Source organism: Streptomyces griseocarneus (assembly GCF_014655595.1).
GTDB classification, from domain to species: Bacteria; Actinomycetota; Actinomycetes; order Streptomycetales; family Streptomycetaceae; genus Streptomyces; species Streptomyces griseocarneus.
On the sequence record NZ_BNBL01000004.1, the window covers coordinates 171,598 to 194,805 of the forward strand.

At 72.9% G+C, this 23,208-nt stretch carries 20 protein-coding genes; 6 read left to right on the forward strand and 14 right to left on the reverse strand.

Features of this window, described 5'->3' with window-relative positions:
• Positions 1-13 precede the first annotated feature (13 nt).
• Together IE295_RS12260 and pdhA (IE295_RS12265) are read right to left on the reverse strand one after the other, a co-directional pair.
• Positions 14-1,000: an alpha-ketoacid dehydrogenase subunit beta gene (locus IE295_RS12260; protein ID WP_190063622.1), complete on the reverse strand. Its 987-nt coding sequence runs from the start codon at positions 998-1,000 to the stop codon at positions 14-16.
• A 2-nt stretch (positions 1,001-1,002) separates the two neighbouring features.
• Positions 1,003-2,145, reverse strand: a complete 1,143-nt coding sequence (gene pdhA, locus IE295_RS12265; RefSeq protein WP_190063623.1) for a pyruvate dehydrogenase (acetyl-transferring) E1 component subunit alpha — start codon at positions 2,143-2,145, stop codon at positions 1,003-1,005.
• A gap of 361 nt (positions 2,146-2,506) precedes the next feature.
• Between pdhA (IE295_RS12265) and IE295_RS12270 the strand changes: the two genes are divergently transcribed.
• From IE295_RS12270 to IE295_RS12280, 3 genes are all read left to right on the forward strand, one after another.
• Positions 2,507-3,166, forward strand: a complete 660-nt coding sequence (locus IE295_RS12270) for a response regulator (RefSeq protein ID WP_308013101.1) — start codon at positions 2,507-2,509, stop codon at positions 3,164-3,166.
• 109 nt (positions 3,167-3,275) lie between these two features.
• On the forward strand, positions 3,276-3,719 hold the full coding sequence (locus tag IE295_RS12275) for a pyridoxamine 5'-phosphate oxidase family protein (RefSeq protein ID WP_190063625.1): 444 nt from the start codon (positions 3,276-3,278) through the stop codon (positions 3,717-3,719).
• 15 nt (positions 3,720-3,734) lie between these two features.
• Positions 3,735-4,787, forward strand: coding sequence for a phosphotransferase (locus IE295_RS12280; protein WP_190063626.1), 1,053 nt, complete (start codon positions 3,735-3,737; stop codon positions 4,785-4,787).
• Positions 4,788-4,836: 49 nt separating this feature from the next.
• Here IE295_RS12280 and IE295_RS12285 read toward each other — a convergent pair whose 3' ends face one another.
• Positions 4,837-6,432, reverse strand: a complete 1,596-nt coding sequence (locus tag IE295_RS12285; RefSeq protein ID WP_190063627.1) for a protein kinase domain-containing protein — start codon at positions 6,430-6,432, stop codon at positions 4,837-4,839.
• A 368-nt stretch (positions 6,433-6,800) separates the two neighbouring features.
• Here IE295_RS12285 and IE295_RS12290 point away from each other — a divergent pair, with 368 nt between their 5' ends.
• Positions 6,801-8,486, forward strand: a complete 1,686-nt coding sequence (locus IE295_RS12290; protein WP_190063628.1) for a protein kinase domain-containing protein — start codon at positions 6,801-6,803, stop codon at positions 8,484-8,486.
• Between the two features lie 176 nt (positions 8,487-8,662).
• Here IE295_RS12290 and IE295_RS12295 read toward each other — a convergent pair whose 3' ends face one another.
• The 9 genes from IE295_RS12295 to pdhA (IE295_RS12335) form a co-directional block, all read right to left on the reverse strand.
• The gene (locus IE295_RS12295; protein WP_190063629.1) at positions 8,663-9,223 is read right to left on the reverse strand and encodes a bacterial proteasome activator family protein; all 561 of its coding nucleotides are present in this window, start codon (positions 9,221-9,223) and stop codon (positions 8,663-8,665) included.
• 151 nt (positions 9,224-9,374) lie between these two features.
• Positions 9,375-9,878, reverse strand: coding sequence for a hypothetical protein (locus tag IE295_RS12300; protein ID WP_190063630.1), 504 nt, complete (start codon positions 9,876-9,878; stop codon positions 9,375-9,377).
• A gap of 163 nt (positions 9,879-10,041) precedes the next feature.
• Positions 10,042-11,019 (reverse strand): NAD(P)H-quinone oxidoreductase, encoded by a 978-nt coding sequence (locus IE295_RS12305; protein ID WP_190063631.1) that lies wholly within the window; start codon positions 11,017-11,019, stop codon positions 10,042-10,044.
• 46 nt (positions 11,020-11,065) lie between these two features.
• Complete coding sequence (locus IE295_RS12310; protein ID WP_190063632.1) at positions 11,066-12,139, reverse strand: potassium channel family protein; 1,074 nt, start codon at positions 12,137-12,139, stop codon at positions 11,066-11,068.
• Positions 12,136-13,944: a molybdopterin molybdotransferase MoeA gene (locus IE295_RS12315; RefSeq protein ID WP_224322991.1), complete on the reverse strand. Its 1,809-nt coding sequence runs from the start codon at positions 13,942-13,944 to the stop codon at positions 12,136-12,138. The genes IE295_RS12310 and IE295_RS12315 overlap by 4 nt, the downstream gene beginning before the upstream one ends.
• Positions 13,941-14,810 (reverse strand): NTP transferase domain-containing protein, encoded by an 870-nt coding sequence (locus IE295_RS12320; protein ID WP_190063633.1) that lies wholly within the window; start codon positions 14,808-14,810, stop codon positions 13,941-13,943. The genes IE295_RS12315 and IE295_RS12320 overlap by 4 nt, the downstream gene beginning before the upstream one ends.
• A gap of 85 nt (positions 14,811-14,895) precedes the next feature.
• Positions 14,896-16,248 (reverse strand): dihydrolipoamide acetyltransferase family protein, encoded by a 1,353-nt coding sequence (locus tag IE295_RS12325; protein ID WP_190063634.1) that lies wholly within the window; start codon positions 16,246-16,248, stop codon positions 14,896-14,898.
• On the reverse strand, positions 16,248-17,294 hold the full coding sequence (locus IE295_RS12330) for an alpha-ketoacid dehydrogenase subunit beta (protein WP_190063635.1): 1,047 nt from the start codon (positions 17,292-17,294) through the stop codon (positions 16,248-16,250). Before IE295_RS12330 ends, IE295_RS12325 begins: the two co-directional genes overlap by 1 nt.
• Positions 17,291-18,460, reverse strand: coding sequence for a pyruvate dehydrogenase (acetyl-transferring) E1 component subunit alpha (gene pdhA / locus IE295_RS12335; RefSeq protein ID WP_190063636.1), 1,170 nt, complete (start codon positions 18,458-18,460; stop codon positions 17,291-17,293). Before pdhA (IE295_RS12335) ends, IE295_RS12330 begins: the two co-directional genes overlap by 4 nt.
• Positions 18,461-18,630: 170 nt before the next feature.
• Between pdhA (IE295_RS12335) and IE295_RS12340 the strand changes: the two genes are divergently transcribed.
• Complete coding sequence (locus IE295_RS12340; RefSeq protein ID WP_190063637.1) at positions 18,631-19,155, forward strand: Lrp/AsnC family transcriptional regulator; 525 nt, start codon at positions 18,631-18,633, stop codon at positions 19,153-19,155.
• A 73-nt stretch (positions 19,156-19,228) separates the two neighbouring features.
• Here the strand turns inward: IE295_RS12340 and IE295_RS12345 are convergent, their stop codons facing one another.
• Positions 19,229-19,822 carry a TetR/AcrR family transcriptional regulator gene (locus IE295_RS12345; protein WP_190063638.1) on the reverse strand — a complete coding sequence of 198 codons (594 nt, stop codon included), beginning with the start codon at positions 19,820-19,822 and terminating at the stop codon, positions 19,229-19,231.
• 2 nt (positions 19,823-19,824) lie between these two features.
• Positions 19,825-21,348 (reverse strand): 3-hydroxyacyl-CoA dehydrogenase, encoded by a 1,524-nt coding sequence (locus IE295_RS12350; RefSeq protein WP_190063639.1) that lies wholly within the window; start codon positions 21,346-21,348, stop codon positions 19,825-19,827.
• A gap of 156 nt (positions 21,349-21,504) precedes the next feature.
• Here IE295_RS12350 and paaN point away from each other — a divergent pair, with 156 nt between their 5' ends.
• Positions 21,505-23,205: a phenylacetic acid degradation protein PaaN gene (paaN, locus tag IE295_RS12355; RefSeq protein WP_190063640.1), complete on the forward strand. Its 1,701-nt coding sequence runs from the start codon at positions 21,505-21,507 to the stop codon at positions 23,203-23,205.
• The last annotated feature ends 3 nt before the right edge of the window (positions 23,206-23,208 follow it).

A 23,208-nucleotide genomic window follows, 5' to 3' on the forward strand; every position in this document is an offset into this window, starting at 1 on the left:
TCACGGCCCTCCCTCAGCCCTGGTACGCGAGCGCGCGGTCGACGGAATCGAGCACCCGGTCCAGGCCGGGCAGGTATTCGTCCTCGAGCCGGGACGGCGGATAGGGCGCGTGGTAGCCGCCGACCCGCAGGACGGGGGCCTCGAGGTGGTAGAAGCAGCGCTCGGTGATCCGGGCGGCGATCTCGGCGCCCGAGCCGAAGAAGACGGGCGCCTCGTGGACGACGACCAGCCGGCCGGTCTTCTCCACGGACTTCTGGATGGAGTCGAAGTCGATGGGCGAGATCGACCGCAGGTCCAGGACCTCCAGCGACTTGCCCTCCTCCGCGGCCGCCGCGGCGGCCTCCAGACACGTCTTGACCATCGGCCCGTACGCGGCCAGCGTCAGGTCCGTGCCCTCGCGGACCGTACGGGCCACGTGCAGCGGGCCCGGGATCGCGGTCGTGTCGACCTCGGAGCGGTCGTGGTAGCGGCGCTTGGGCTCGAAGTAGATGACCGGGTCGTCGCTCTGGATGGCCTGCTGCAGCATCCAGTAGGCGTCGGCCGCGTTCGACGGCGAGACCACCTTCAGGCCCGCGACGTGCGCGAACAGCGACTCCGGCGACTCGCTGTGGTGCTCGACCGCGCCGATGGCGCCGCCGTAGGGGATGCGGATGACGACCGGCAGCTTGATCTTGCCGAGCGCGCGGGCGTGCATCTTCGCCAGCTGGGTGACGATCTGGTCGTACGCGGGGAAGACGAACCCGTCGAACTGGATCTCCACCACCGGACGGTAGCCGCGCAGCGCCAGGCCGATGGCGGTGCCGACGATGCCGGACTCGGCCAGCGGGGTGTCGATGACGCGGTCCTCGCCGAAGTCCTTCTGCAGGCCGTCGGTGACGCGGAAGACGCCGCCCAGCTTGCCGACGTCCTCGCCCATGACCAGGACCTTGGGGTCGGTCTCCAGGGCGGTGCGCAGGGAGGCGTTGATCGCCTTGGCGATCGTGAGCTTCTCGGTGCTCATGGTTACTTGCTCTCCTCTGCGAACGAAGCCTGGTACGCGACGAACTGCGCGCGCTCCTCGTCGACGAGGGTGTGCCCGTCGGCGTAGGTGTGCTCGAACATCGCCATGTGGTCGGGATCGGGCATGCTGCGCACGGTGTCCCGTACCCGCTTGGCGAGCGCGTCGCTCTCCGTCTCCAGCGAGGCGAAGAACGCCTCGTCGGCCAGGCCCTGCTTCTCCAGGTGGGCCCGCAGGCGCAGGATCGGGTCCTTCGCCTCCCACAGCTCCCGCTCCTCGTCGCGGCGGTAGCGGGTGGGGTCGTCGGAGGTGGTGTGGGCGCCCATGCGGTAGGTGAACGCCTCGACCAGCATCGGTCCCTCGCCCGTGCGGGCGCGGTCCAGGGCGGCCTTGGTCACGGCCAGCACGGCCAGCACGTCGTTGCCGTCCACCCGGACGCCGGGGAAGCCGTAGCCCTGGGCGCGCTGGTAGAGGGGGACGCGGGTCTGCCGCTCGGTGGGCTCGGAGATGGCCCACTGGTTGTTCTGGCAGAAGAAGACGACCGGAGCGTTGTAGACGGCGGCGAAGGTGAAGGCCTCGGCCACGTCGCCCTGGCTGGAGGCGCCGTCGCCGAAGTAGGCGATGACGGCCGAGTCGGCGCCGTCCTTGGCCACGCCCATGGCGTAGCCGGTCGCGTGCAGCGCCTGGGAGCCGATGACGATCGTGTAGAGGTGGAAGTTGTTCTCGTTGGGGTCCCAGCCGCCGTGGTTCACACCGCGGAACATGCCCAGCAGGTTCGTGGGGTCGACCCCGCGGCACCAGGCCACGCCGTGCTCGCGGTAGGTCGGGAAGACGTAGTCGTCGTCGCGCGTCGCCCGGCCGGAGCCGATCTGCGCGGCCTCCTGGCCCAGCAGCGAGGCCCACAGGCCCAGTTCGCCCTGGCGCTGGAGAGTCGTCGCCTCCGCGTCGAAGCGGCGGGTCAGGACCATGTCCCGGTACAGACCCCGCAGTTCCTCGGGCGACAGGTCGATGGAGTAGTCCGGGTGCTCGACCCGTTCACCTTCCGGCGTCAGCAGCTGGACGAGTTCGCTCTCGCCGGCCGCCTTCTTGGCGCCGGCGCGCTTGCTGCTGCGTCGCGGCTTGCGCGCGGCAGTGCTGTCCACGGTCACGTGTGCTCCTCCGTCTGTCCGGCCCCCGGGGTCGCCGGCGGCCAGAGGGGGTCCCTCCGCCGCGAGGCGGAGAGAGGCTCGCCCGATCCCCGACGGCACACGGGGTGGGTGTGCCGAGGCCGGAACCGGGCGTGACAGGTCGCCCCGGCCAATGGCCTGCAATAAGCACGTTACCCAGTGCGTGGCATTCCTGCGAAACCCCACCTGACCTGCGATTTTGCTTGGATTTCCAAGTAAATCTAGAAAGCCGGGCCAAAGCGGAGGTCAATCCACTGGTCAGCGCCTTGCAAGCCGCCGGAACGGGGGCACGTTATCCCGGAGGACAAGAGCAGGGGAAGAGTCGATGTGTGAGACTGGCAGCGTGCGCGAACGAGGAAAAATCACGGTATTTCTGCTTGACGACCATGAAGTCGTACGCCGCGGCGTCCACGAGATGCTCTCCGGTGAAGAGGACATCGAAGTGGTGGGCGAGGCCGGTACCGCGGCCGACGCCCTTGTGCGCATTCCCGCCACCTGCCCCGACGTGGCCGTACTGGATGTTCGCCTTCCGGATGGCAGCGGGGTCGAAGTTTGCCGTGAGATCCGTTCGCAGGACGAAAACATCAAATGCCTGATGCTCACCTCGTACGCCGATGACGAGGCGCTCTTCGACGCCATCATGGCGGGCGCGGCCGGCTATGTGCTCAAGGCCATTCGGGGCAATGAGCTGCTCTCGGCCGTACGGGACGTGGCCGCCGGGAAATCCCTGCTCGACCCGGTGGCGACCGCGCGCGTGCTGGAGCGGCTCCGCGACGGCAAGGCCTCGCGGGGCGACGACAGACTCGCCTCGCTCACCGAACAGGAGCGCCGCATTCTGGACCTGATCGGCGAGGGACTGACCAACCGCGCCATCGGCGAGCGGCTGCACCTGGCCGAGAAGACCATCAAGAACTACGTCTCCAGCCTGCTCTCCAAGCTCGGCATGGAACGCCGCTCCCAGGCGGCGGCCTACGTCGCCCGGCTGCAGGCGGAGAAGCGCTAGCCGGCACCTGCGCCGCGGCAGCCCGGCCGGATTTCCGGGACCAACGTCCCTCCCCGCCAGGGGCGGGTGGCTCTAGGTGACCGGGTGACGGCAGTGCACAGTGGTGCTCATGCTTGCAGCGCCTTCCAGGCCTTCCGACGACTACCGGGCACTTGAACTGCTCGCCCGCACCCCCTACGGCAGGGTGTCGGTCAGCATGCGCGCACTCCCCTTCGTGACCGTCGCCCGGCACGTCGTCGTCGACGGGCAGGTGCTGCTGCGGCTGCACGGCGGCTTCGGCTACGCCCAGGCCTGCGACGGCAGCGTGGTGGCCTACGGCGCCGACAACCTCGCCGGCCGCGAGGAGGGCGACGAGTCCGTGTGGACCGTGCAGTTCGTGGGAACGGCCCGGATCTTCGCGCCCGGACCGGCGGAGCTCGAGCTCTTCGGCCGCGCCCCGCACTCGGCGGACGACGCGCCCTTCATCCCCGAATACCTGTGCATAGAACCCCAGTTCATCTCCCTGCACCACCTCGAAGGCGTACCCGCGCGACGAGCCGAGCACTCAGCGTGAACTAACATTTGGGGCGTGCCGCGCTCACTTGTCACCGATGCCCCACCCGACACCGGCCCCGACACCGGCACCCTGCGCACGCTCCTGCGCCGCTACGACGGCGCCGGCGAGCCCGTGGCCTGCGAAACCCTCACCGAGGGGCTGCTGAACCGCGGCTACCGCCTCTCCACCACCCGTGGGCGCTTCTTCCTCAAACACCACCTGGACGGGGACCGCGAGGCCATCGCCCGCCAGCACTCGGTGACCCGCCGCCTGGACGCCCTGGGCCTGCCCGTCGCCCCGCCCGTCGCGGACAGCGACGGCAACACCGTCACCGTCCTGGGGGGCCGCTGCTACGCCCTGCACCCCTGGATCGAGGGACGCCACCGCGACGGCGGCGAGCTGACCGCCGCCCAGTCCCGCCGCCTGGGCGCGCTGCTGGGCCATGTGCACACCTGCCTGGAACAGGTCATGAACGGCCCCGAGAAGGCCGCTGCGGGCCCCTCAGGGGCCTCGGACACGGCGGCCCGGCCGGAGGAGACCTTCGCCCTCATCGAGGACCTCCTGGGGCTGATCCGCGGCCGTCCCCGCGATTCCTTCGACGAATTGGCCGAACACCGCCTCGTCGAGCGCCGCGCCCTGCTCGAGCGGCACGCCCACCGCCGCCCGCCCGCCGCCGCCACGCCGGCCCGCGGCTGGGTGCACGGCGACTTCCACCCGCTGAACCTGCTCTACCGCGGCGGCGAGCCCGCCGCGATCGTCGACTGGGACCGGCTCGGCGTCCAGCCCCGCGCCGAGGAGGCCGTGCGCGCCGCGGTGATCTTCTTCCTGAAGCCCGACGGCACCCTCGACCTGGCGAAGATACGGCCGTACGCGCGCGCCTACCGCCGGGCGACGGGCGCGGACGCGGCGGAGCTGGCCGCGGCGGTGCACCGGGTGTGGTGGGAGCGGCTGAACGACTTCTGGATGCTGCGCTGGCGCTACCAGCTCGGCGACCACCGCGCCGACCCCGGCTTCCCGGCGTCGGCCGCGCTGTCGGTGTGGTGGACGCGCGCGTACGAGTCCGTACGCGACGCGTTCACGGACTGACGCTCTCAAAGAAACGAGCCGGGCCGCTGGTGCGGCCCGGCTCGGTGGTTCAGCCCGTGGGGCCCTGGGCGGTGTTGCCCTGGGTGGCCGGGCCCTGGGTCGGCGGGTTCGGGGTCTGCGGCTTGTTGTCGCCGCCGCCCGTCGGACCGGTGGACGGCTGGGTCGACGGCTGCGGGTCCGTCGAGGGCTGGCCGGTCGGGCCGGTGGACGGCTCCTGGGACTGCGTCCCATGACTGGGCCAGGTGTTGGTGTCGTTCTCCGAGTCGGAGCCGTTGTCCCGCTCGCCGGCGTTGCCGGTCGTGCCGCCCTGCTCGTGCCCCGGCGACGCCTTCTTCGGCGGCTCCTTGCTGGACTTGGCGGACGGCGAGTCGGAGACGGTGACCGAAGTCTTCGGCGTCTCCTTCTTGTTGCTGTTGCCGCCGACGGCCCCGCTCTTGACCATGAAGGCGATGCCCGCCACGACCGCGACGATCGCCAGCGCGGCGACCAGCCACATCTTGCTCTTGCCGGATCCGCCCGGGCCGCGGCCGCCGTGGCCGCCGTCGAAGCCGCCGTCGTCGCCCTGGCGCCGCGGCATGACCGGCTGCTGCGAGGTGTCGCCGTGCTGCGGGTGCGGCATGGCCGTGGTGGCGCCCATGCCGACGCCGCCGATCACCTGGGTGGCGGCGGTGGCGTGGTCGACCGGACCGGTGTTCCACACGCCCGTGTGGCTGCCGGCGTCGTGCAGCATCTGCAGGCCGTACTGGACCAGCCCGCGCATCTCCTCGGCGCTCTGGAACCGGTCGTCCGGGTCCTTGGCGAGGGAGCGCATGACCAGGCCGTCCAGCTCCGGCGGCACCGTGTCCAGCACCTGGGACGGCGGCACGGGGGTGTCCTGGACGTGCTGGTAGACCACCGAGAGCGGGGTCTCGCCGGTGAAGGGCGGGCGCAGGGCCAGGAGTTCGTAGAGCAGGCAGCCGGTGGCGTAGAGGTCCGAGCGGGCGTCGACGGTCTTGCCGAGGGCCTGCTCGGGGGAGAGGTACTGCGGGGTGCCCATGACCATGCCGGTCTGGGTCATGGTCGACGCCGCGCCGTGCAGGGCGCGGGCGATGCCGAAGTCCATGACCTTGACGGCGCCCGTATTGGTGATGATCACGTTGGCGGGCTTGATGTCACGGTGCACGATGCCGTGCTGGTGGCTGTAGGCCAGCGCCTCGAGCACGCCCGAGACGATGATCAGCGCCTGCTCCGGCGGCGGCGCCTCGGCGTTGAGCAACAGGTCCCGGATGGTGCGGCCTTCGACCAGCTCCATGACGATGTACGGCACGACGTTGCGGCCGACGGTGTCCTCGCCGGAGTCGTACACGGCGACCACGGCGTGGTGGTTCAGGCCGGCGACGGACTGCGCCTCGCGGGTGAAGCGGGCCTTGGAGACCGGGTCCTCGGCGAGATCGGCGCGCAGGAGCTTCACCGCGACCGTGCGGCCCAGGCGTACGTCCTCGGCGGCGAAGACCTCCGCCATGCCGCCGCGGCCCAGCCGGTGGGTCAGGCGGTAGCGGCCGTCCCCGACCAGTCCGCCGTTACCCCACATTTCAGGCACATCGGGCATTCCGCCCCCGGTGGCGTCAGGGTCGGATGGACCCTGGGCGCTCTGCGTCTGTGCCATCAGTCCTCGCCGTCGTGTCTGGTCCGCTTCGCGTTGGGAGGCGAATGCGCGGGGAAACTCTGTGAAGCTGCCTTCCGCTAAGGCACGCTACAGCCTCCGGGGCATGTGCCGGTCCGGGATGGACCGGCTATCAAACCCGTACCGGTATGAGCAAGGCAAATCCCGTGACACCTTGTCGCGCATCCGGTCACGGAACGGGCACGCGGCTTGACGTGCCCGTGGCCTGGGGCAGACTTGGCCGGGATACGACGAAGATTCGACGAGGAACAGCCGGATCAGACCTTTGAACAGGGGCTCCCAGGAGTCCGTAATGGTCTGTTCGACGGTTTGTTTGACGCGAGGCAGTGCGCCGAGGGGGAAGTAACACCATGAGCCAGGACGGCGCACAGGGCCGTTACGCGGGACGGACCGTCGGCGGCGGCCGCTACCAGCTGCGCGATCTGCTCGGCGAGGGCGGCATGGCGTCCGTACACCTGGCCTACGACTCGGTCCTCGACCGCCAGGTCGCGATCAAGACGCTGCACACCGAGCTGGGCCGCGAGGCCTCCTTCCGCGAGCGCTTCCGGCGTGAGGCGCAGTCGGTGGCCAAGCTCACCCACACCAACATCGTCTCGGTGTTCGACACGGGCGAGGACGACCTCGACGGGTCGACCATGCCGTACATCGTCATGGAGTACGTCGAGGGCCAGCCGCTGCGCTCGGTGCTGGACGCGGACGTGGCGCAGTACGGCGCGATGCCCACCGAGAAGGCACTGAAGATCACCGCCGATGTGCTGGCGGCGCTCGAGGTCAGCCACGAGATGGGCCTGGTCCACCGCGACATCAAGCCCGGCAACGTGATGATGACCAAGCGCAACGTGGTCAAGGTCATGGACTTCGGCATCGCCCGCGCCATGCAGTCGGGCGTCACCTCGATGACGCAGACCGGCATGGTCGTCGGCACCCCGCAGTACCTCTCGCCCGAGCAGGCGCTGGGGCGCGGCGTCGACGCCCGTTCCGACCTGTATTCGGTCGGCATCATGCTCTTCGAGCTGCTGACGGGCCGGCTGCCGTTCGACGCGGACTCGCCGCTGGCCATCGCCTACGCGCACGTCCAGGAGGAGCCGGTCGCGCCCTCCACGATCAACCGGTCGATCCCGCCGGCCGTGGACGCACTGGTCCTGCGCGCGCTGAAGAAGAACCCGAACGAGCGCTTCCCCAGCGCCGAGGCGATGCGCGACGAGTGCGCCCGGGTGGCGGGCACGGCGATGGCGGCGCCCTCGCCGATCATCATCGCGGGCGGCCCGCCGGCCCGCAGCGGCGCCGGCGTCGGCTCGGCGGTCTTCCCGCCCGTGGACGGCCACGCGCCCGCTCCGGGCCCGCAGAGCGTCCAGACGCCTTACCAGCCCGCCACGGGCCCCCAGAGCCCGTACAGCGGCGGCTACGGCCCTTCCACGCCCCCTCCCGGCCCGCAGGGCTACCCCACCGTCACGCAGCCCTACCAGAGCGGCCCGAGCACCCCGCCGCCCTACACGGCCTCCTCGGCCTCCGTGGGCGGCTCCGGTGGGGGCGGCAAGAGCAACAAGCCGGTCCTCATCGGCTCGGGCGTGGTGGCGGTGCTGGCCGTCATCGGCGTCATCGCGGCCATCGCGCTGAACGGCAAGGGCAAGTCCGACGAGGGGAAGGACAGCCCGAACCCGTCGGCGTCCGCGGCCACCCCGGGCGGCGGCGTCAGCGGCGGCACGACCGGCGGCGGCACGACGGGCGGCGGCACCCAGGCGAAGGTCAAGGAAGGCGACAAGTCCAAGACCATCGACGCCGAGCGGTGCACGAAGGCCTACGACAACTACCGCGACAAGACGAAGAAGAGCGCGCCGGACTTCAAGTACATCTACATCGACTCGGTGAAGGAGTGCCTCGTCGCCGCCGGGTGGAAGTACCGGATCGACACGGTGGACGAGAACACCTGGGGCAAGGGCACCGTGATGACCCAGCTCCCGGACTCGAGCGACCCGTTCGACCCCAAGACCGGCCAGTTCGTGCTGACCGTGTCGACGGGCCAGGCGCCCTCCTAGGCGCCGGGCCGGACCTTCGGACCTTGCGGCGAAGGCCGGTCACCGGGAACGTCCGGTGACCGGCCTTCGGCCGTCATGCTCTTCTGCTGGTCCGCGGGTCCGCAGATGCGGGTGCGGGTCCGCAGACGCGGGAGCGGGTCCGCAGCTGCGGGCGCGGGTCCGACGCGGGAGCGGGTCTACAGATACGGGCCCGAGCGGGCGCCGCCGTGCTGCGGGACGTCGTGGTCGTCGTCGCCCGCCACGCCGGCCGGCAGGGCCCGGCGCATCTGCTCCAACTGGGCCCGGGCGGCCATCTGCTGGGCGAAGAGCGCGGTCTGGATGCCGTGGAAGAGACCCTCGAGCCAGCCGACCAACTGGGCCTGCGCGATGCGCAGCTCCGCCTCGGTCGGAATCGTCTCGTCCGTGAAGGGCAGCGACAGGCGCTCCAGCTCCTCCACCAGCTCGGGGGCCAGCCCGTCCTCCAGCTCCTTGACGGAGCTGTGGTGGATCTCCTTGAGCCGGACGCGGCTCGCCTCGTCCAGAGGTGCCGCGCGCACCTCCTCCAGCAGCTGCTTGATCATGCTGCCGATGCGCATGACCTTGGCGGGCTGTTCCACCATCTCCGTCACCGGGACCTCGCGCGACTCGTCGTCGCCCTCCCCGCCGCCGGGGCTGGCGCTGCCGAGAGCCATGCCGTCCGGTCCCACGACCAGGACGTGCGGGCTCTCCTGCGACCGTTCATTCCTCGGCATATCCATGCCGCCATTCTCTCGCACAGGTGATTTCCCCCTGGTGATGCCCCCGTACACACCTGATCCAACGCGGGGGCGCACAGAGGCGCACAGATTTTCGGGCGCGCGCCCCGTGCCGCCGCCCGCGGGAGCTGTCCGTCCGGGGTCCGTCCGGGGCCTATCTGCGGCGCAGGCGCAGGGCGATGAAGCCCAGACCCAGGCCCGTGAGGGCCATTCCGGTGCCCAGCGGCAGGACCCGCATGACCCGTTCCCGGTCGGCCCCGGAGGACTCCTGCCGGGCCTGCTCGGGCGCGGCGCGCCGGGCGGGTGCGCGGGGCGGCGCCGGCTTCGGGGCCGGCTCCCCGGCCGTCGCCGTCGCCCCCTCGTCCGCCGGCCGCTCCCCGGCCTCCGGGCCCGCGGCGTCCGACGGCGTGTCGGGCGACGGTTCGGCGGCACGGCCGGGATGCCTGCGGCCGGCGCCCGCCGCCGTGCCGGCCAGGTCTCCCGCCCCGGGCGACGGCGGCGCGGACGGGAAGACGGTGGTCGACGTCGTGGAGGCGACCGGTATCGAGGGCGGCGGAGGCGACGGCTCGGGCTCCTTCGCCCGCGCGGCCTCCGGCGCTATCAGGGAGGCCGACACCGCCAGTCCGAAGAGGATCGCCGCCCTCGCTCCACGCCCCATGTCGCCACCCTCCGTACGAGTCACCCCCCTACGGACACCCCCAACCCTCACACGCGCGCCGCCGGGCGGCGCGCTGAGCGGCCGGTCGGGTGAACGCGGCGGGCGGCGGAAGGCTCGGCGCGTTTGGCAGGCTCGGAAGGTGCGGACGGCACGGTCACGCTCCTCACGTAGTGAGGAGCACCTTGCCGACGTGCGAGCTCTCCTCCAGCACCCGGTGCGCCGTCACGGCGTCCCGCAGCGGCAGCGTGCGGTCGACCACCGCCCGTACCCGCCCTCCGGCGATCAGCGGCCACACGTGCTCGCGCACGGCCGCCACGATGGCCGTCTTCTCCGCGAGCGGCCGCCCGCGCAGCGAGGTGCCGGCGACGGCCGCCCGCTTGGTGAGCAGCTTGGCCAGGTCCAGCTCGGCCTTGCGGCCGCCCTGGAGGCCGATGATGGCCAGCCTGCCGTTGACGGCGAGGGCGTCGATGTTCCGGTCGAGGTACTTCGCGCCGATGATGTCGAGGATGACGTCCGCGCCGACGCCGCCCGTCACCTTGTGCAGTTCCTCGACGAAGTCCTGGGTGCTGTAGTCGATGAGGATGTCGGCGCCCAGCTCGCGGCAGCGCTCGAGCTTGTCCTGGCCGCCGGCCGTGACCGCCACCCGGGCGCCGACCGCCTTCGCCAGCTGCACGGCCATCGTGCCGATGCCGCTGCCGCCGCCGTGCACCAGGAACGTCTCGCCGGGCCGCAGCCCGGCCACCATGAACACGTTGGACCAGACGGTGGCGGTCACTTCGGGCAGGGCCGCGGCCGAGACCAGGTCCGTGCCGGCCGGTACGGGCAGCAACTGCCCCGCCGGGACGCAGACCTTCTCGGCGTAGCCGCCGCCGGCCAGCAGCGCGCACACCTCGTCCCCGACGGCCCAGCCGTCCACGCCCGGCCCCAGCGCCGAGATCCGGCCGGAGACCTCCAGGCCCGGGTAGGGGGAGGCGCCGGGCGGCGGGTCGTAGAAGCCCTGCCGCTGCGCCACATCGGCGCGGTTGACCCCACTGGCCACGACGTCGACCAGGACTTCGCCCTCGCCGGGCACGGGGTCGGGGACCTCGGCCCACACCAGGGCCTCGGGTCCTCCGGGTACGGGAACGGTGATCGCATGCATGCCAGCGAAACTACCGCCGGGGGCGTTCTGATTCCCGGGGCGCGCGCTATTCGCCGGATCCGGCCGGACGCGCCCGCACGATCGTGATCAGACGGTCCGTCGACTTGAGGGGGCTCGCCTCCGGATCGTCGTACGCGAGCAGCCGGTGACCGCGGAGCACGGACACCACGAGGTCGTCCGTGTCCCGCACCCCGCGTCCCACCTCGGCCTTGACGACGGGCCGTTCGACGAGGTCGAGGCCGCTGCCCTTCTGGATCAGGTCCTCCATGACGGTGCCCGCGCTGGGGCTGAGCACGGACATGCCCAGCAGCCTGCCCGCGGCGCTGGCGCTCGTGATGACCGCGTCCGCGCCCGACTGCCGCAGCAGCGGGGCGTTCTCCTCCTCCCGCACCGCCGCGACGATCTTCGCGGTGCGGTTGAGCTGCCGGGCGGTGAGCGTGACGAGCACGGCCGTGTCGTCGCGCTGGGTGGCGACGATGATCTGACGGGCCTTCTGGACCTCGGCGCGCAGCAGGACGTCGCTGCGGGTGGCGTCCCCGATGACGCCCGCGTAGCCGTGGGCGGTGGCCGACTCCACGACCTTGGGGTTGGGGTCGACCACGACGATCCGCTCCTTCTCCCGGAGGGAGGCGGACGGGCCGCAGATGGTCTGCACGGCGGAGCGGCCCTTGGTGCCGAAGCCGACGACGACGGTGTGATCGCGCAAGGCGGACCTCCAGCGGGTCAAACGCCATTGCTCGCGGGTGCGCTCGGTGAGGACCTCGAGGGTGGTGCCGACCAGGATGATCAGGAACAGGACGCGCAGCGGCGTCACCAGCAGGACATTGCTCAGCCGGGCGCTGTCACTGTGCGGGACGATGTCGCCGTATCCGGTGGTGGACAGGGTGACGGTGGAGTAGTAGACGGCGTCGAGGAAGTCCACGCTGCCGTCGGCGTTGTCGTGGTAGCCGCCGCGGTCGGAGTAGACGATGAAGACCGTGGCGACCATGACCAGCAGCGCCATGAGCAGGCGCCGGTAGACCTGCCGTATCGGCGGCACGTGGTAGCGGGGCAGCAGGACGCGGAAGTCGGTGTCCTTGTGGGCTTCGCGGGCGGCGGCGTCCTGGCGCGGGAGGTTCACGGGGCGCCCCCGGCCCCGCGCCATTCCTCGTGCCACTCCTCATGGCGTTCGCCGTGCCGCTCGTCGCGCCATTCGTCGCGCCATTCGTCACGCCATTCGTGCCAGGGGAAGGCCAGGAGGGCGGCCTCGCCGCCCCGGTCCGCACCGCCCGGGGGGACGACGGCCAGCGCGTCGGCCGCCGCCAGGCCGCGCAGCATGGCGGGCCCGTGGAAGCTCAGCGGACGGGCCGTGCCGTCGCCGCGGCGGACGACGGGTACGAGGCGGGTGTCGGTGGGGTGACCGGATACGGGCTCGGTGAGCCGGGCCGCCACCCGCCGCGCGGGCGGCCGGCCGGCGAGCGCCCGCAGCAGGGGCTCGGCGAGCGTCAGCAGGCCCGCCACGGCGGCGAGGGGGTTGCCGGGCAGCCCCACCAGGTGACGGCCGGACGCGAGGCGGGCGAGCAGCATCGGGTGACCCGGCCGCACCGCGACCCCGTCCACCAGCAGCTCCGCGCCCAGCCGCCGCAGCGTGGGGTGCACGTGGTCGACCGGGCCGGCGGCGGTGCCACCGGTGGTCAGGACGACGTCGGCATCGGAGGCCTCCAGAGCGGCGCGCAGCGCCGTCTCGTCGTCGCCGAGGCAGCGGGTCTGGGCGACCTCGGCTCCCAGGGCGCGCAGCCACGGGGCGAGCATCGGCCCGAGGGCGTCGCGGATCAGCCCGTCGTGCGGCAGCCCCTCGCGCAGCAGCTCGTCGCCGAGCACGAGCACCTCGACGCGGGGGCGGGGCACGACGCGCAGCTGGTCGTAGCCCGCGGCCGCGGCCAGGCCGAGGACGGCGGGGGTGACGGGCGTGCCGGCGGCCAGCAGTTCGTCGCCCGACTGGCATTCCTGGCCCTTGGGCCGGATGTCCTGGCCCTGCGTCAGGTGCCGGCTGGCGTAGAGCTCCTCGTCCAGGCGTACGGTGCCGTGCTCGCTGCGCAGGACGGCCGTGGCACCGGGCGGCACCCGCGCGCCCGTGGCGATGGGGACGGCCTCGCCGTCGCCCAGCGGGCCGACGTCGCCGTGACCTGCGAGCACGCCGCCGCCGTCCTTGGGCAGCCGCCACGGCCCGGGCCCCGCGACGGCCCAGCCGTCCATGGCGGAGGTGTCGAACGACGGCAGGTCGGTGAGCGCGGTCAGCCGTACGGCGAGCAGGTGCCCGAGGGCGTCGCCGAGGGGCCGTACCGACGGCTCGAGCGGCCGGGCGGCCCGGGAGGCCGCGGCGCGGGCGGCGGCCCAGGAGGGGTGCGTCTCTGCCATGGGGTGGGTGGGGTCCGATGTCTCGGTGGGGCCCAGGGGGTGGTCCGGGCCTTCGGGCGCCGGGTCGCCCCCGAGGAACCGGGGTCCGGGTCCAGGTCCGGGTCCGGGTCCGGCGGGGTCCCCGGGGCGGGGGAACGGCGAGGCGGGGGAGGTTCCTTCCCCGGACCGCATCGTGTCGTAGAACCGGACTCCCGCGAAGGGCACGTCGAGCTCGTCGTCGGCCGCCTTGGAGGCCGTGCCGGCGGGGGTGCGGGAAGGCGGCCGGGCGGGCGTGCGGGAGGGGGTGCGGGTGGGCGTGCCGGTGGGCGTACGGGAAGTTTTTCCGGCGGGCGTGCCGGTGGTCCCGCGCGAGCCGGCCTCGTCGGCGAACGGGTCCTCGACGAAGTCGAAGGAGAAGAGACCGCCGCCCGGGCGCGGCGAGGCGGACCCCGGCCGCACGCCGGGCGCGGGACGGCGTTCGTCGGCGAGCAGGGCCAGCGCCTCGTCGGTGGCGCGGTCGAGTCCTGCGTCGTCCTCCAGGTCCCTCATGACGACCCGTCCGGCGTCCCGGGCCCGTCGGCCGCCCGGGCCTCCTCGGCCCACCGGGCCGCCAGCGCGCCGGCCTCGCGGATCGCCGCCGCCACCGCCTCCGCTCCGCCGCCGCGCTGGGCGGCGACGTATCCGACGAGGAAGGTCGTCAGGGGCGCCGCGGGCCGCGCCACGCCGTGCGCGGCGTCGCGCGCGAGGTCGAGGAGTCCGGTCGTGTCGACGTCGAGTTCGATGCCCAGCTCGGCCTTGACCGCGGAGATCCATTCATCCAGCACGCTCCTATCGTCCCTGATGCGTGCACGGGCCGTGCTGATGTCCTCCCAGGTGTCGCAGTCGAAGGAGGCGGTGGGGTGGTGGACCCGGGTGAGCGACAGGTCGGCGGTGACCAGCCGCAGCGGGAGCCCGGCGAGCGTTCCGTGCTCGGCCGCGAGCAGGGCGAGCTCGCGGCGCAGCGACTCCGTGCGGTAGGCGGCCACCAGCGGCTGCTCCCGGCCGCCGGGGTCGGTGAGCACGGCGCCGTCGGCGGCCGCGGCCCCGTCCAGTGCCTCGTGCAGCGCCCGTACGGCCGCCGGTGCCAGGAACGGCAGGTCCGCCGAGAGGACGAGCACCCGCTCGGCCGTGACCCGGCGCAGGCCGGCGTCCAGCCCCGCGAGGGGGCCGCCGCCCGGGGGCTCCTCGCGGGCCCAGGTCACCGGTCGGGCCGTGGCGCGCCGTGGCCCGACCACCACCGTGCTCCCGGCGTCGCCGCAGGCGCCCAGGACCCGGTCCAGGAGCGTCCGGCCCCCGACCCGCAGCCCGGGCTTGTCCGCCCCGCCCAGCCGCCGTGCGGCGCCTCCGGCGAGCACTACCGCGTCGTAAACCGTCATCCGTCGAGTATGGCCAGGCGTACGGGCACGGTGGGCGGACGGCCGGCGGGTCCGGCGCCGGGGCCGCCGCCGCTGCCGCTGCCGCTCAGACGGTCCGCAGGAGCACCGCCGGCTGCTCGACGCAGTCGGCGACGTACCGCAGGAACCCTCCCGCCGTTCCGCCGTCGCACACCCGGTGGTCGAAGGTGAACGACAGCTGGACCACCTGTCGTATCGCCAACTCCCCGTCGTGCACCCACGGCTTGGGGGCTATCCGGCCGACGCCGAGCATGGCCGCTTCCGGGTGGTTGATGATGGGCGTGGAGCCGTCGACGCCGAACACCCCGTAGTTGTTCAGGGTGAACGTGCCGCCGGTCAGCTCGGCCGGGCTGAGCTTGCCCGCCCGCGCGGCCTCGGTGAGCCGGGCCATCTCGACCGACAGCTCGACCGCGTTGCGCGCGTGCGCGTCCCGGACGACCGGCACGACCAGGCCGCGGTCGGTCTGCGCCGCGAACCCCAGGTGGACGTCGGGCAGCCGGACGATCTCCTGGGCGTCGACGTCGACGGTCGCGTTGAGCTCGGGGTACTTCGCGAGGGCCGCCGTGCAGATCCGCGCCAGGAGTGCCAGCAGGGACACCTTGGCCCCTCCGGAGGCGTTCATCGCGTGGCGGGCCGCCATCAGCTCCGTGGCGTCCGCGTCCACCCAGCACGTCGCGTCCGGGATCTCCCGGCGGCTGCGGCTCAGCTTCTCCGCGGCGACGCCGCGCGCTCCGCGCAGCGGCACGCGCAGTCCGTCGGCCGTCCGGCGGCCCGCGGCGACGCGGCGGCCGGACCGGGCTCCCGGGCGGGCCGCGTGGCCGGCGGGCGCCGCCTGCGCCTCGCGCGGCGCCGGGGCCTCGGGCACCGTCTGTGCCGCTTGCGCCGCCCGGTCGACGTCGGCGCGCAGTATCAGCCCGTCCGGGCCGGTGCCGCGCACCTGGGCGAGGTCGACGCCGCGTTCGCGGGCGAGGCGCCGGACGAGCGGGGAGATGACCGCCAGGGCGGTGGGCGCGGGGTCCGGCTCGGCCGGGCGCCCGCCGCCCTGGCCCGTCGGCCGGACCCTGCGGCGACGCGCCGCGGGGGCCTGCGTGCCGTAGCCGACCAGCACATTGCCCGAGCCCTCGCCGTCGCTCCCGCTGCCGTCGGCGTCCCCGGCGGGCGGCCGGGGCGCCGGCTCGCCGACCGCGACCGTCAGCAGCGGTGCTCCGACGGGCAGTTCCGTCCCCTCGTCGCCGAAGCGGGCGGTGACCACTCCCCCGTAGGGGCAGGGGACCTCCACCATCGCCTTCGCCGTCTCGACCTCGACCACGGGCTGGTCGACGGCGACGACGTCGCCGACGTTCACCAGCCAGCGGACGACCTGTGCCTCCGTGAGTCCTTCACCCAGGTCGGGCAGCGTGAACTCGCGCACCACGGCCATCAGCGCGCACCACTCTCATATTCGTCGACGGTCCATTCCGATTCCCACTGCAGGCGCGCCACCGCGTCCAGCACCCTGTCGACGCCGGGCAGATGGTGCTTCTCCAGCATGGGCGGCGGATACGGGATGTCCAGCCCCGCGACGCGCAGCACCGGTGCCTCCAGGTGGTGGAAGCAGCGTTCGGTGACGCGGGCCGCGATCTCGCCGCCCGGGCCGGCGAAGCCGGGCGACTCGTGGACGACCACGGCCCGGCCGGTGCGGCGCACGGAGGCGCAGACGGTCTCCTCGTCGAAGGGCACCAGCGACCTGAGGTCGACGACCTCCAGGTCCCAGCCCTCGGCGGTGGCCGCCTGGGCGGCCTCCATGCAGACCGGCACCGACGGCCCGTAGGTGATGAGCGTCGCGGAGGTGCCCGGCCGGCGGACGACCGCGCGGCCGATGCCGGGGACCGGCTCCGGGCGGTCGGGATCCCAGTCGGCCTTGGACCAGTAGAGCCGCTTGGGCTCCAGGAAGATGACCGGGTCGTCCGAGGCGATCGCGGCGCGCAGCAGGCCGTAGGCGTCGGCGACGGTCGCCGGAGCGACCACGTGGAGGCCGGGCGTGGCCATGTAGTACGCCTCGGAGGAGTCGCTGTGGTGCTCGACGCCGCCGATGCCGCCGCCGTAGGGGACGCGGACGGTGATCGGCATGGGCAGGGCGCCGCGCGTGCGGTTGCGCATGCGGGAGACGTGGCTGACGAGCTGCTCGAGCGCGGGGTAGGCGAAGGCGTCGAACTGCATCTCCACGACGGGCCGCAGCCCGTACATGGCCATGCCGACCGCCGTGCCGAGAATGCCGGCCTCGGCCAGGGGCGTGTCCGTGCAGCGCTCCTCGCCGAACTCCTTGGCGAGCCCGTCGGTGACCCGGAAGACGCCGCCCAGGGTGCCGACGTCCTCGCCGAGGACGTGGACGGACGGGTCGTCGGCCATGGCGTCGCGCAGGGCGCGGCCGAGGGCCTGCGCCATGGTGACGGGCTTGCGGCCGGTGTCGACAGGCGCGGTGGTCATCGCTGCCTTCCTTCCTGTGGGCCGCCGTCCTGGGAGCCCGGGAACTCCCCCGCTGCGGTCAGCTCGGCTCGCAATTGTGCTTGCTGCTCGCGCAGTTGGGCAGTCTGCTCGGCGTAAACATGTGCGAACAATTCCATCGGGTCGAGCACGGGGTCCTGGTGCATCCGCTCGCGCAGGTCGGCGGCCATGCGCTCGGCAGCGTCCTGTTCGGCCCGTACGGCGCTGTCGTCGAGCAGCGCGCGGCGGGTCATCTCGCGCTCCATCAGCGCGATCGGGTCGTGCGCGCGCCAGGCCTCGACCTCGGCGTCGGTGCGGTAACGGGTGGCGTCGTCGGCGTTGGTGTGCGCCTCGACGCGGTAGGTGATGGCCTCGACCAGCGTGGGGCCCCCGCCGGCGCGGGCGCGCCGCACGGCCTCGGAGAGGACCTCGTGGACGGCCGGGGCGTCGTTGCCGTCGACCAGGCGGCCGGGCATGCCGTAGCCGACCGCCTTGTGGGCGAGCGACGGCGCGGCGGTCTGCTTGGCGAGCGGCACGGAGATGGCGAAGCCGTTGTTCTGCACGAGGAAGACGACCGGGGCCCGCCAGACGGCGGCGAAGTTGAGCGCCTCGTGGAAGTCGCCCTCGCTGGTGCCGCCGTCGCCCACCATGGCCAGCGCCACGACGTCGTCGCCCTTGAGCCGCGCGGCGTGCGCGAGGCCGACCGCGTGGGGCAGCTGGGTGGCCAGCGGGGTGCACAGGGGGGCGATGCGGTGTTCGTGCGGGTCGTAGCCGGTGTGCCAGTCGCCGCGCAGCAGGGTCAGCGCCTCGACGGGGTCCAGGCCCCGTACGACGGCGGCCAGCGTGTCGCGGTAGCTGGGGAAGAGCCAGTCGCGCTCCTCCAGGGCCAGGGCGGCGGCGACCTCACAGGCCTCCTGGCCGGTGGAGGACGGATAGACGGCCAGCCTGCCCTGCCGGGTCAGGGCGGTGGCCTGGGTGTTGTAGCGCCTGCCGCGCACGAGGTGGCCGTAGAGCCGCTTCAGCAGCTCCGGGTCCAGCCTGTCGGCGGCCTCGGTGCCCAGCAGACGGTAGGGCTCCGCGTCGGGCAACAGCGGCGCGGGGTCGGTACGGGGTTGCCAGGCCGGGGGCGGGGTGGGCCGGTACGAGCCGGGCTGCTCCAGAACCGTCATGGCGAGCACCTCCTCTTGGGACGAGCTTGACCGGAAAGCGACCTGCGCTCTCCCTACCGATTGTTCGGTCGACGGCACTTTTTGGCTACAGGCGGCCCAAGCCTGTGGACAAACGGTTCTCCACAGCCTGAGATATGGGCAGGGCGTCCATGAAGGGGAGGCATGGCGGTATGCCGGACGAACAGATGGCCACTTCGGGCGGCAGACCACCCGCCCGCCCGCTCGACGACATCGACCGCTCGATTCTGCGCATGCTCCAGAGCAACGGCCGGGCCTCGATACGGTCCGTGGCCGAGCGCGTACACGTCTCGCGGGCGAACGCCTATGCGCGGATCAACAGGCTCATCGACGACGGGGTCATCCGGGGCTTCGGCGCCCGGATCGACCAGGAGCGGGCCGGGCACGGCGCGTCGGCGTACATCACCATGAAGATCGTCCAGAACTCCTGGCGGACGGTCCGCGAACAGCTCAGAGAGCTGCCGGGGGTCGCTCACATCGCCCTGGTCAGCGGCGATTTCGACGTCCTGCTGCTGGTGCACACCAAGGACAACCGCGCGCTGCGCGAGCTGGTCCTCACCCGCATCCAGGCCATCGAGGAGGTGCTGAGCACCCGGACGTTACTGGTCTTCGAGGAGACGGACCTCAAGGAGGACCGGCACGCCGGCCAGGACCGCCCCCTCGACGAGGGCCGCTAGCGGTACGCGCCGGTGGCGCCGCGTGCGCCGCCGGCCGTACGTGCGCCGCTAGCGGCCGGCCGTACGTGTGCCGCTAGCGGTACGTGCGCAGGCCCGCGAAGGCCGTGCGGATGACGGCGTCGGCGACCTCGTCGCTGGTGGCCGCCCCGCCGCGCTCCGGGCGGTACCACTCCACCACCGAGTTGATCATTCCGAAGAGCAGCCGGGTCGCCAGCCGGACGTCCACGTCCTCGCGGAGGTCGCCGTCCGCGGCGGCCTCCTTCAGGAGCTCGGCGACCTGGTGGTCGAACTCGCGGCGGCGCTCCATCGCCCAGCGCTCGGTGCCCGTGTTGCCCCGCACCCGCAGCAGCAGCGTCACGTACGGCAGCTCGGCCATGAGCACCCCCACCGTGCGCCGGGTGACGTACTCCAGCCGGTCGATCGCCCGCCCGCCGGTGGCTCCCGGCTCGTCCAGGACGGCGAAGAGCTCGTCGAGCGCGCGGCTTATCGCCAGCCGCAGGAGCTCCTCCTTGCCCTTGACGTGGTGGTAGATCGAGGACTTGGAGATCCCGGCCGCCTTGGAGAGGTGCTCCATGGAGGTGCCGTCGTAGCCCCGCTCGTTGAACACCGTGACGGCGACCGCGAGCAGCGATTCGGGCGTGTAGGTGTCGCGCTTGGCCATGGTCATGATTACAGCAGGCTCTCTTCGACGGCCGCACGGCGGCGCAGGGGCTGGCAGGCGGCGTAGCGGCCGCCGGGGTATTCGTCGTCCAGGTTCCGCAGCACCAGGCGGACCCAGCCGTAGGTGACCGCCCGGCCCCACTCCAGGGGGCCCATCGGGTAGTTCACGCCCAGCCGCATGGCGGTGTCGGTGTCCTCGCCGCTCGCGACGCCACGGCCCACGGCGTCCTCGGCGAAGTCGGCCAGCATCGCGACCGTCCGGGCGACGATCATCCCGGGGACGTCGCCGATGACGCTGACCTTCTTGCCCAGGGCCTGGAACAGGCCGGTCGCCGCCTTCAGGTCCGCTTCGGGCACGGTCTCGGAGGCGGCGAGCGCGACACGGGCGCAGCCGCGGTAGTCCAGGGCCAGGTCGAAGGTGATGCGGGGGCTCCGGTGCGCCCCGCTCGTGGCGCCCGAGCCGTCGGCCAGGGCGAGCTCCGTGCCGCCGGGCAGCGAGATGAACCCGTCCCGCCCGGCAGGGGCGCGGTCGTGGACGACCTTGATGCCCGCCTCCTCGATCATCGCCCACAGGACGTCGGCGTTCGCGGGCAGCCGGCCGTGCCGGCCGACCGCGTCGGGGGCCGCGCACGGCTCGGCGGTGTGCGGCCGCGGGCGGTCCGCGCCCTCGGCGTGGTCGAACCAGCCCCGGCCCGACTTCCGGCCCAGCAGGCCGGCCTCGACCAGGCGCTGCTGGGCGAGCGAGGGCCGGAACTTCGGGTCGTGGAAGAAGGCCTCATGGACCGAACGGGTGACGGCGTTGTTCACATCCTGGCCGATGAGGTCGGTCAGCTCGAAGGGCCCCATGGCGAAGCCGCCGCTCTCGCGCAGCACGGCGTCGATGGTGGCGGGGTCCGCCGCGCCCTCCTCGTGGACGCGGAAGGCCTCGGCGTAGAAGGGCCGCGCGATCCGGTTGACGATGAAGCCGGGGGTGTCGGCGCAGCTCACCGGGGTCTTGCCCCAGGCGGCCACGGTGGCCCGGGCGCGGTCGGCGGCCGCCCGGTCCGTGGCGTGGCCGCGGACGACCTCCACCAGCGGCAGCAGCGGCGCGGGGTTGAAGAAGTGCAGGCCGACGAGCCGCCCGGGCAGGCGCAGGGCGCCGCCGACGGCGGTCACGGAGAGGGAGGAGGTGTTGGTGGCGAGCAGGCAGTCGTCCCCAACGACCGATTCCAGGCGGACGAACAGCTTCTGTTTGGCGTCGAGTTGCTCGAGAATCGCCTCGATGACGAGCGCCGAGTCGGCGAGTTCGGCCGGGTCCTCGGCGGGGCGCAGGCGTTCGAGGGCCGCGTCCCGGCGGGCCGCGTCGAGCCTGCCCTTGTCCACGAGGCGGTCGAGGCGGGCGGCGATGCCGCGCCCGGCCTCCGCCGCGCGGCCCGGCGCGGCGTCGTACAGCCGCACGGGATGCCCTGCGAGCAGGGCGACCTGGGCGATGCCCTGGCCCATGGTCCCGGTACCGACGACCGAGACGGTGCGGGCCGGGTCGATTGCGGTCATGGCAGTGATCCTCCCCGATGAGTTGTCCACAGGTTCGCCGGGCCCCCTTGTCCCGACCGATCGTTCGGTTACTGTATCCACCGGGGGTGCTGTCGGTCCCCCGTTATCTGTCGGTCCCCCGTATCGGAGCCCCGCTCGACGAGGAGTTGGTCAGACGTGACCGCCGCACTCACCACCGCCCAGTTGACCGAGAAGCACCTCCCGACCCTCGACCAGGCGCTGGACGTCATCCGCACGCGCGCGTACTGGTCCCCGTTCCCCGAGCACCCCAAGGCCTACGGCCCCGAGGGCGCGCCCGGGAGCCTGGACGCCGCCGCGGGCCAGGCCGCCTTCGACGCCCTGCGCGGCAAGCGCTTCGAGCTGGACCAGCCGGGCACGGACGGCTGGACGGCCACGGAGTTCTCGCCCTTCGGCCTGGAGCTGGGCGTGGAGTATCCGCACGCCGACATCGATGTCCTGCTGCCGGCCCTGCGCGCGGCCATGCCCGCGTGGCGGGACGCCGGCCCGCGGGTACGGGCGGCGGTCTGTCTGGAGATCCTCGCGCGGATCAACGCCCGCACCCACGAGTTCGCGCACGCGGTCATGCACACCAGCGGCCAGGCGTTCATGATGGCCTTCCAGGCCGGCGGCCCGCACGCCCAGGACCGCGCCCTGGAGGCCGTCGCCTACGCCTACGACGCCCAGACCGCCGCTCCCGCGTCCGCCCAGTGGGTCAAGCCGCAGGGCAAGCGCGATCCCCTCGAGCTGAACAAGCAGTTCACGGCCGTCCCCCGGGGCATCTCGCTGGTCATCGGCTGCAACACCTTCCCCACCTGGAACGGCTTCCCCGGACTGTTCGCCTCCCTGGCGACCGGCAACGCCGTGCTGGTCAAGCCGCACCCGCGCGCGGTGCTGCCGCTCGCGCTGACCGTGCGCATCGCACGCGAGGTGCTGCGCGAGGCCGGGTTCTCCCCCGACCTGGTGGCGCTGGCCGCCGAGCGGGACGGCGAGGGCATCGCCAAGACCCTGGCCCTGCGCCCGGAGATCCGCATCATCGACTACACGGGCTCCACCGCCTTCGGCGACTGGCTGGAGGAGAACGCCCGCCAGGCCCAGGTCTTCACGGAGAAGGCCGGGGTCAACACCGTGGTCATCGACTCCACCGACGACTACAAGGGCATGCTCTCCAACCTCGCCTTCTCCCTGTCGCTCTACAGCGGCCAGATGTGCACCACCCCGCAGAACCTCCTCATCCCGCGCGAGGGCATCGCGACCGACGCCGGGCACAAGACCTACGACGAGGTGGTGGCCGACCTGGCGACCGCCGTGGACAAGCTGCTCGGCGACGACGCCCGGGCCAACGCCCTGCTGGGCGCCATCGTCAACGACGGGGTGAAGTCCCGCCTCGAGGCGGCCGCGCAGCTCGGCGAGGTCGCGCTGGCCTCCCGGTCCGTGGCCAACCCCGACTTCCCCGGCGCCACGGTCCGTACACCCGTGATCGTCAAGCTGGACGGGGCGAAGCCGGACAGCGAGGCGGTCTACCGCTCGGAGTGCTTCGGCCCGGTGTCGTTCGCGGTCGCCGTCGACTCGGCGGCGGAGGCCGTGGAGCTGCTGCGCAGCACGGTGCGCGACAAGGGCGCGATGACGGTCGGCGCGTACACCACCTCGGCGGACGTCGAGCGGCTGGTGGAGGAGGCCTGTCTGGAGGAGTGCGCCCAGCTCTCCCTCAACCTCACCGGCGGCGTGTACGTCAACCAGACGGCCGCCTTCTCCGACTTCCACGGCTCCGGCGGCAACCCGGCGGCCAACGCCGCCCTGTGCGACAGCGCGTTCGTCGCGACGCGCTTCAGGACCGTGGAGGTGCGCCGGCCGGCCTGATCC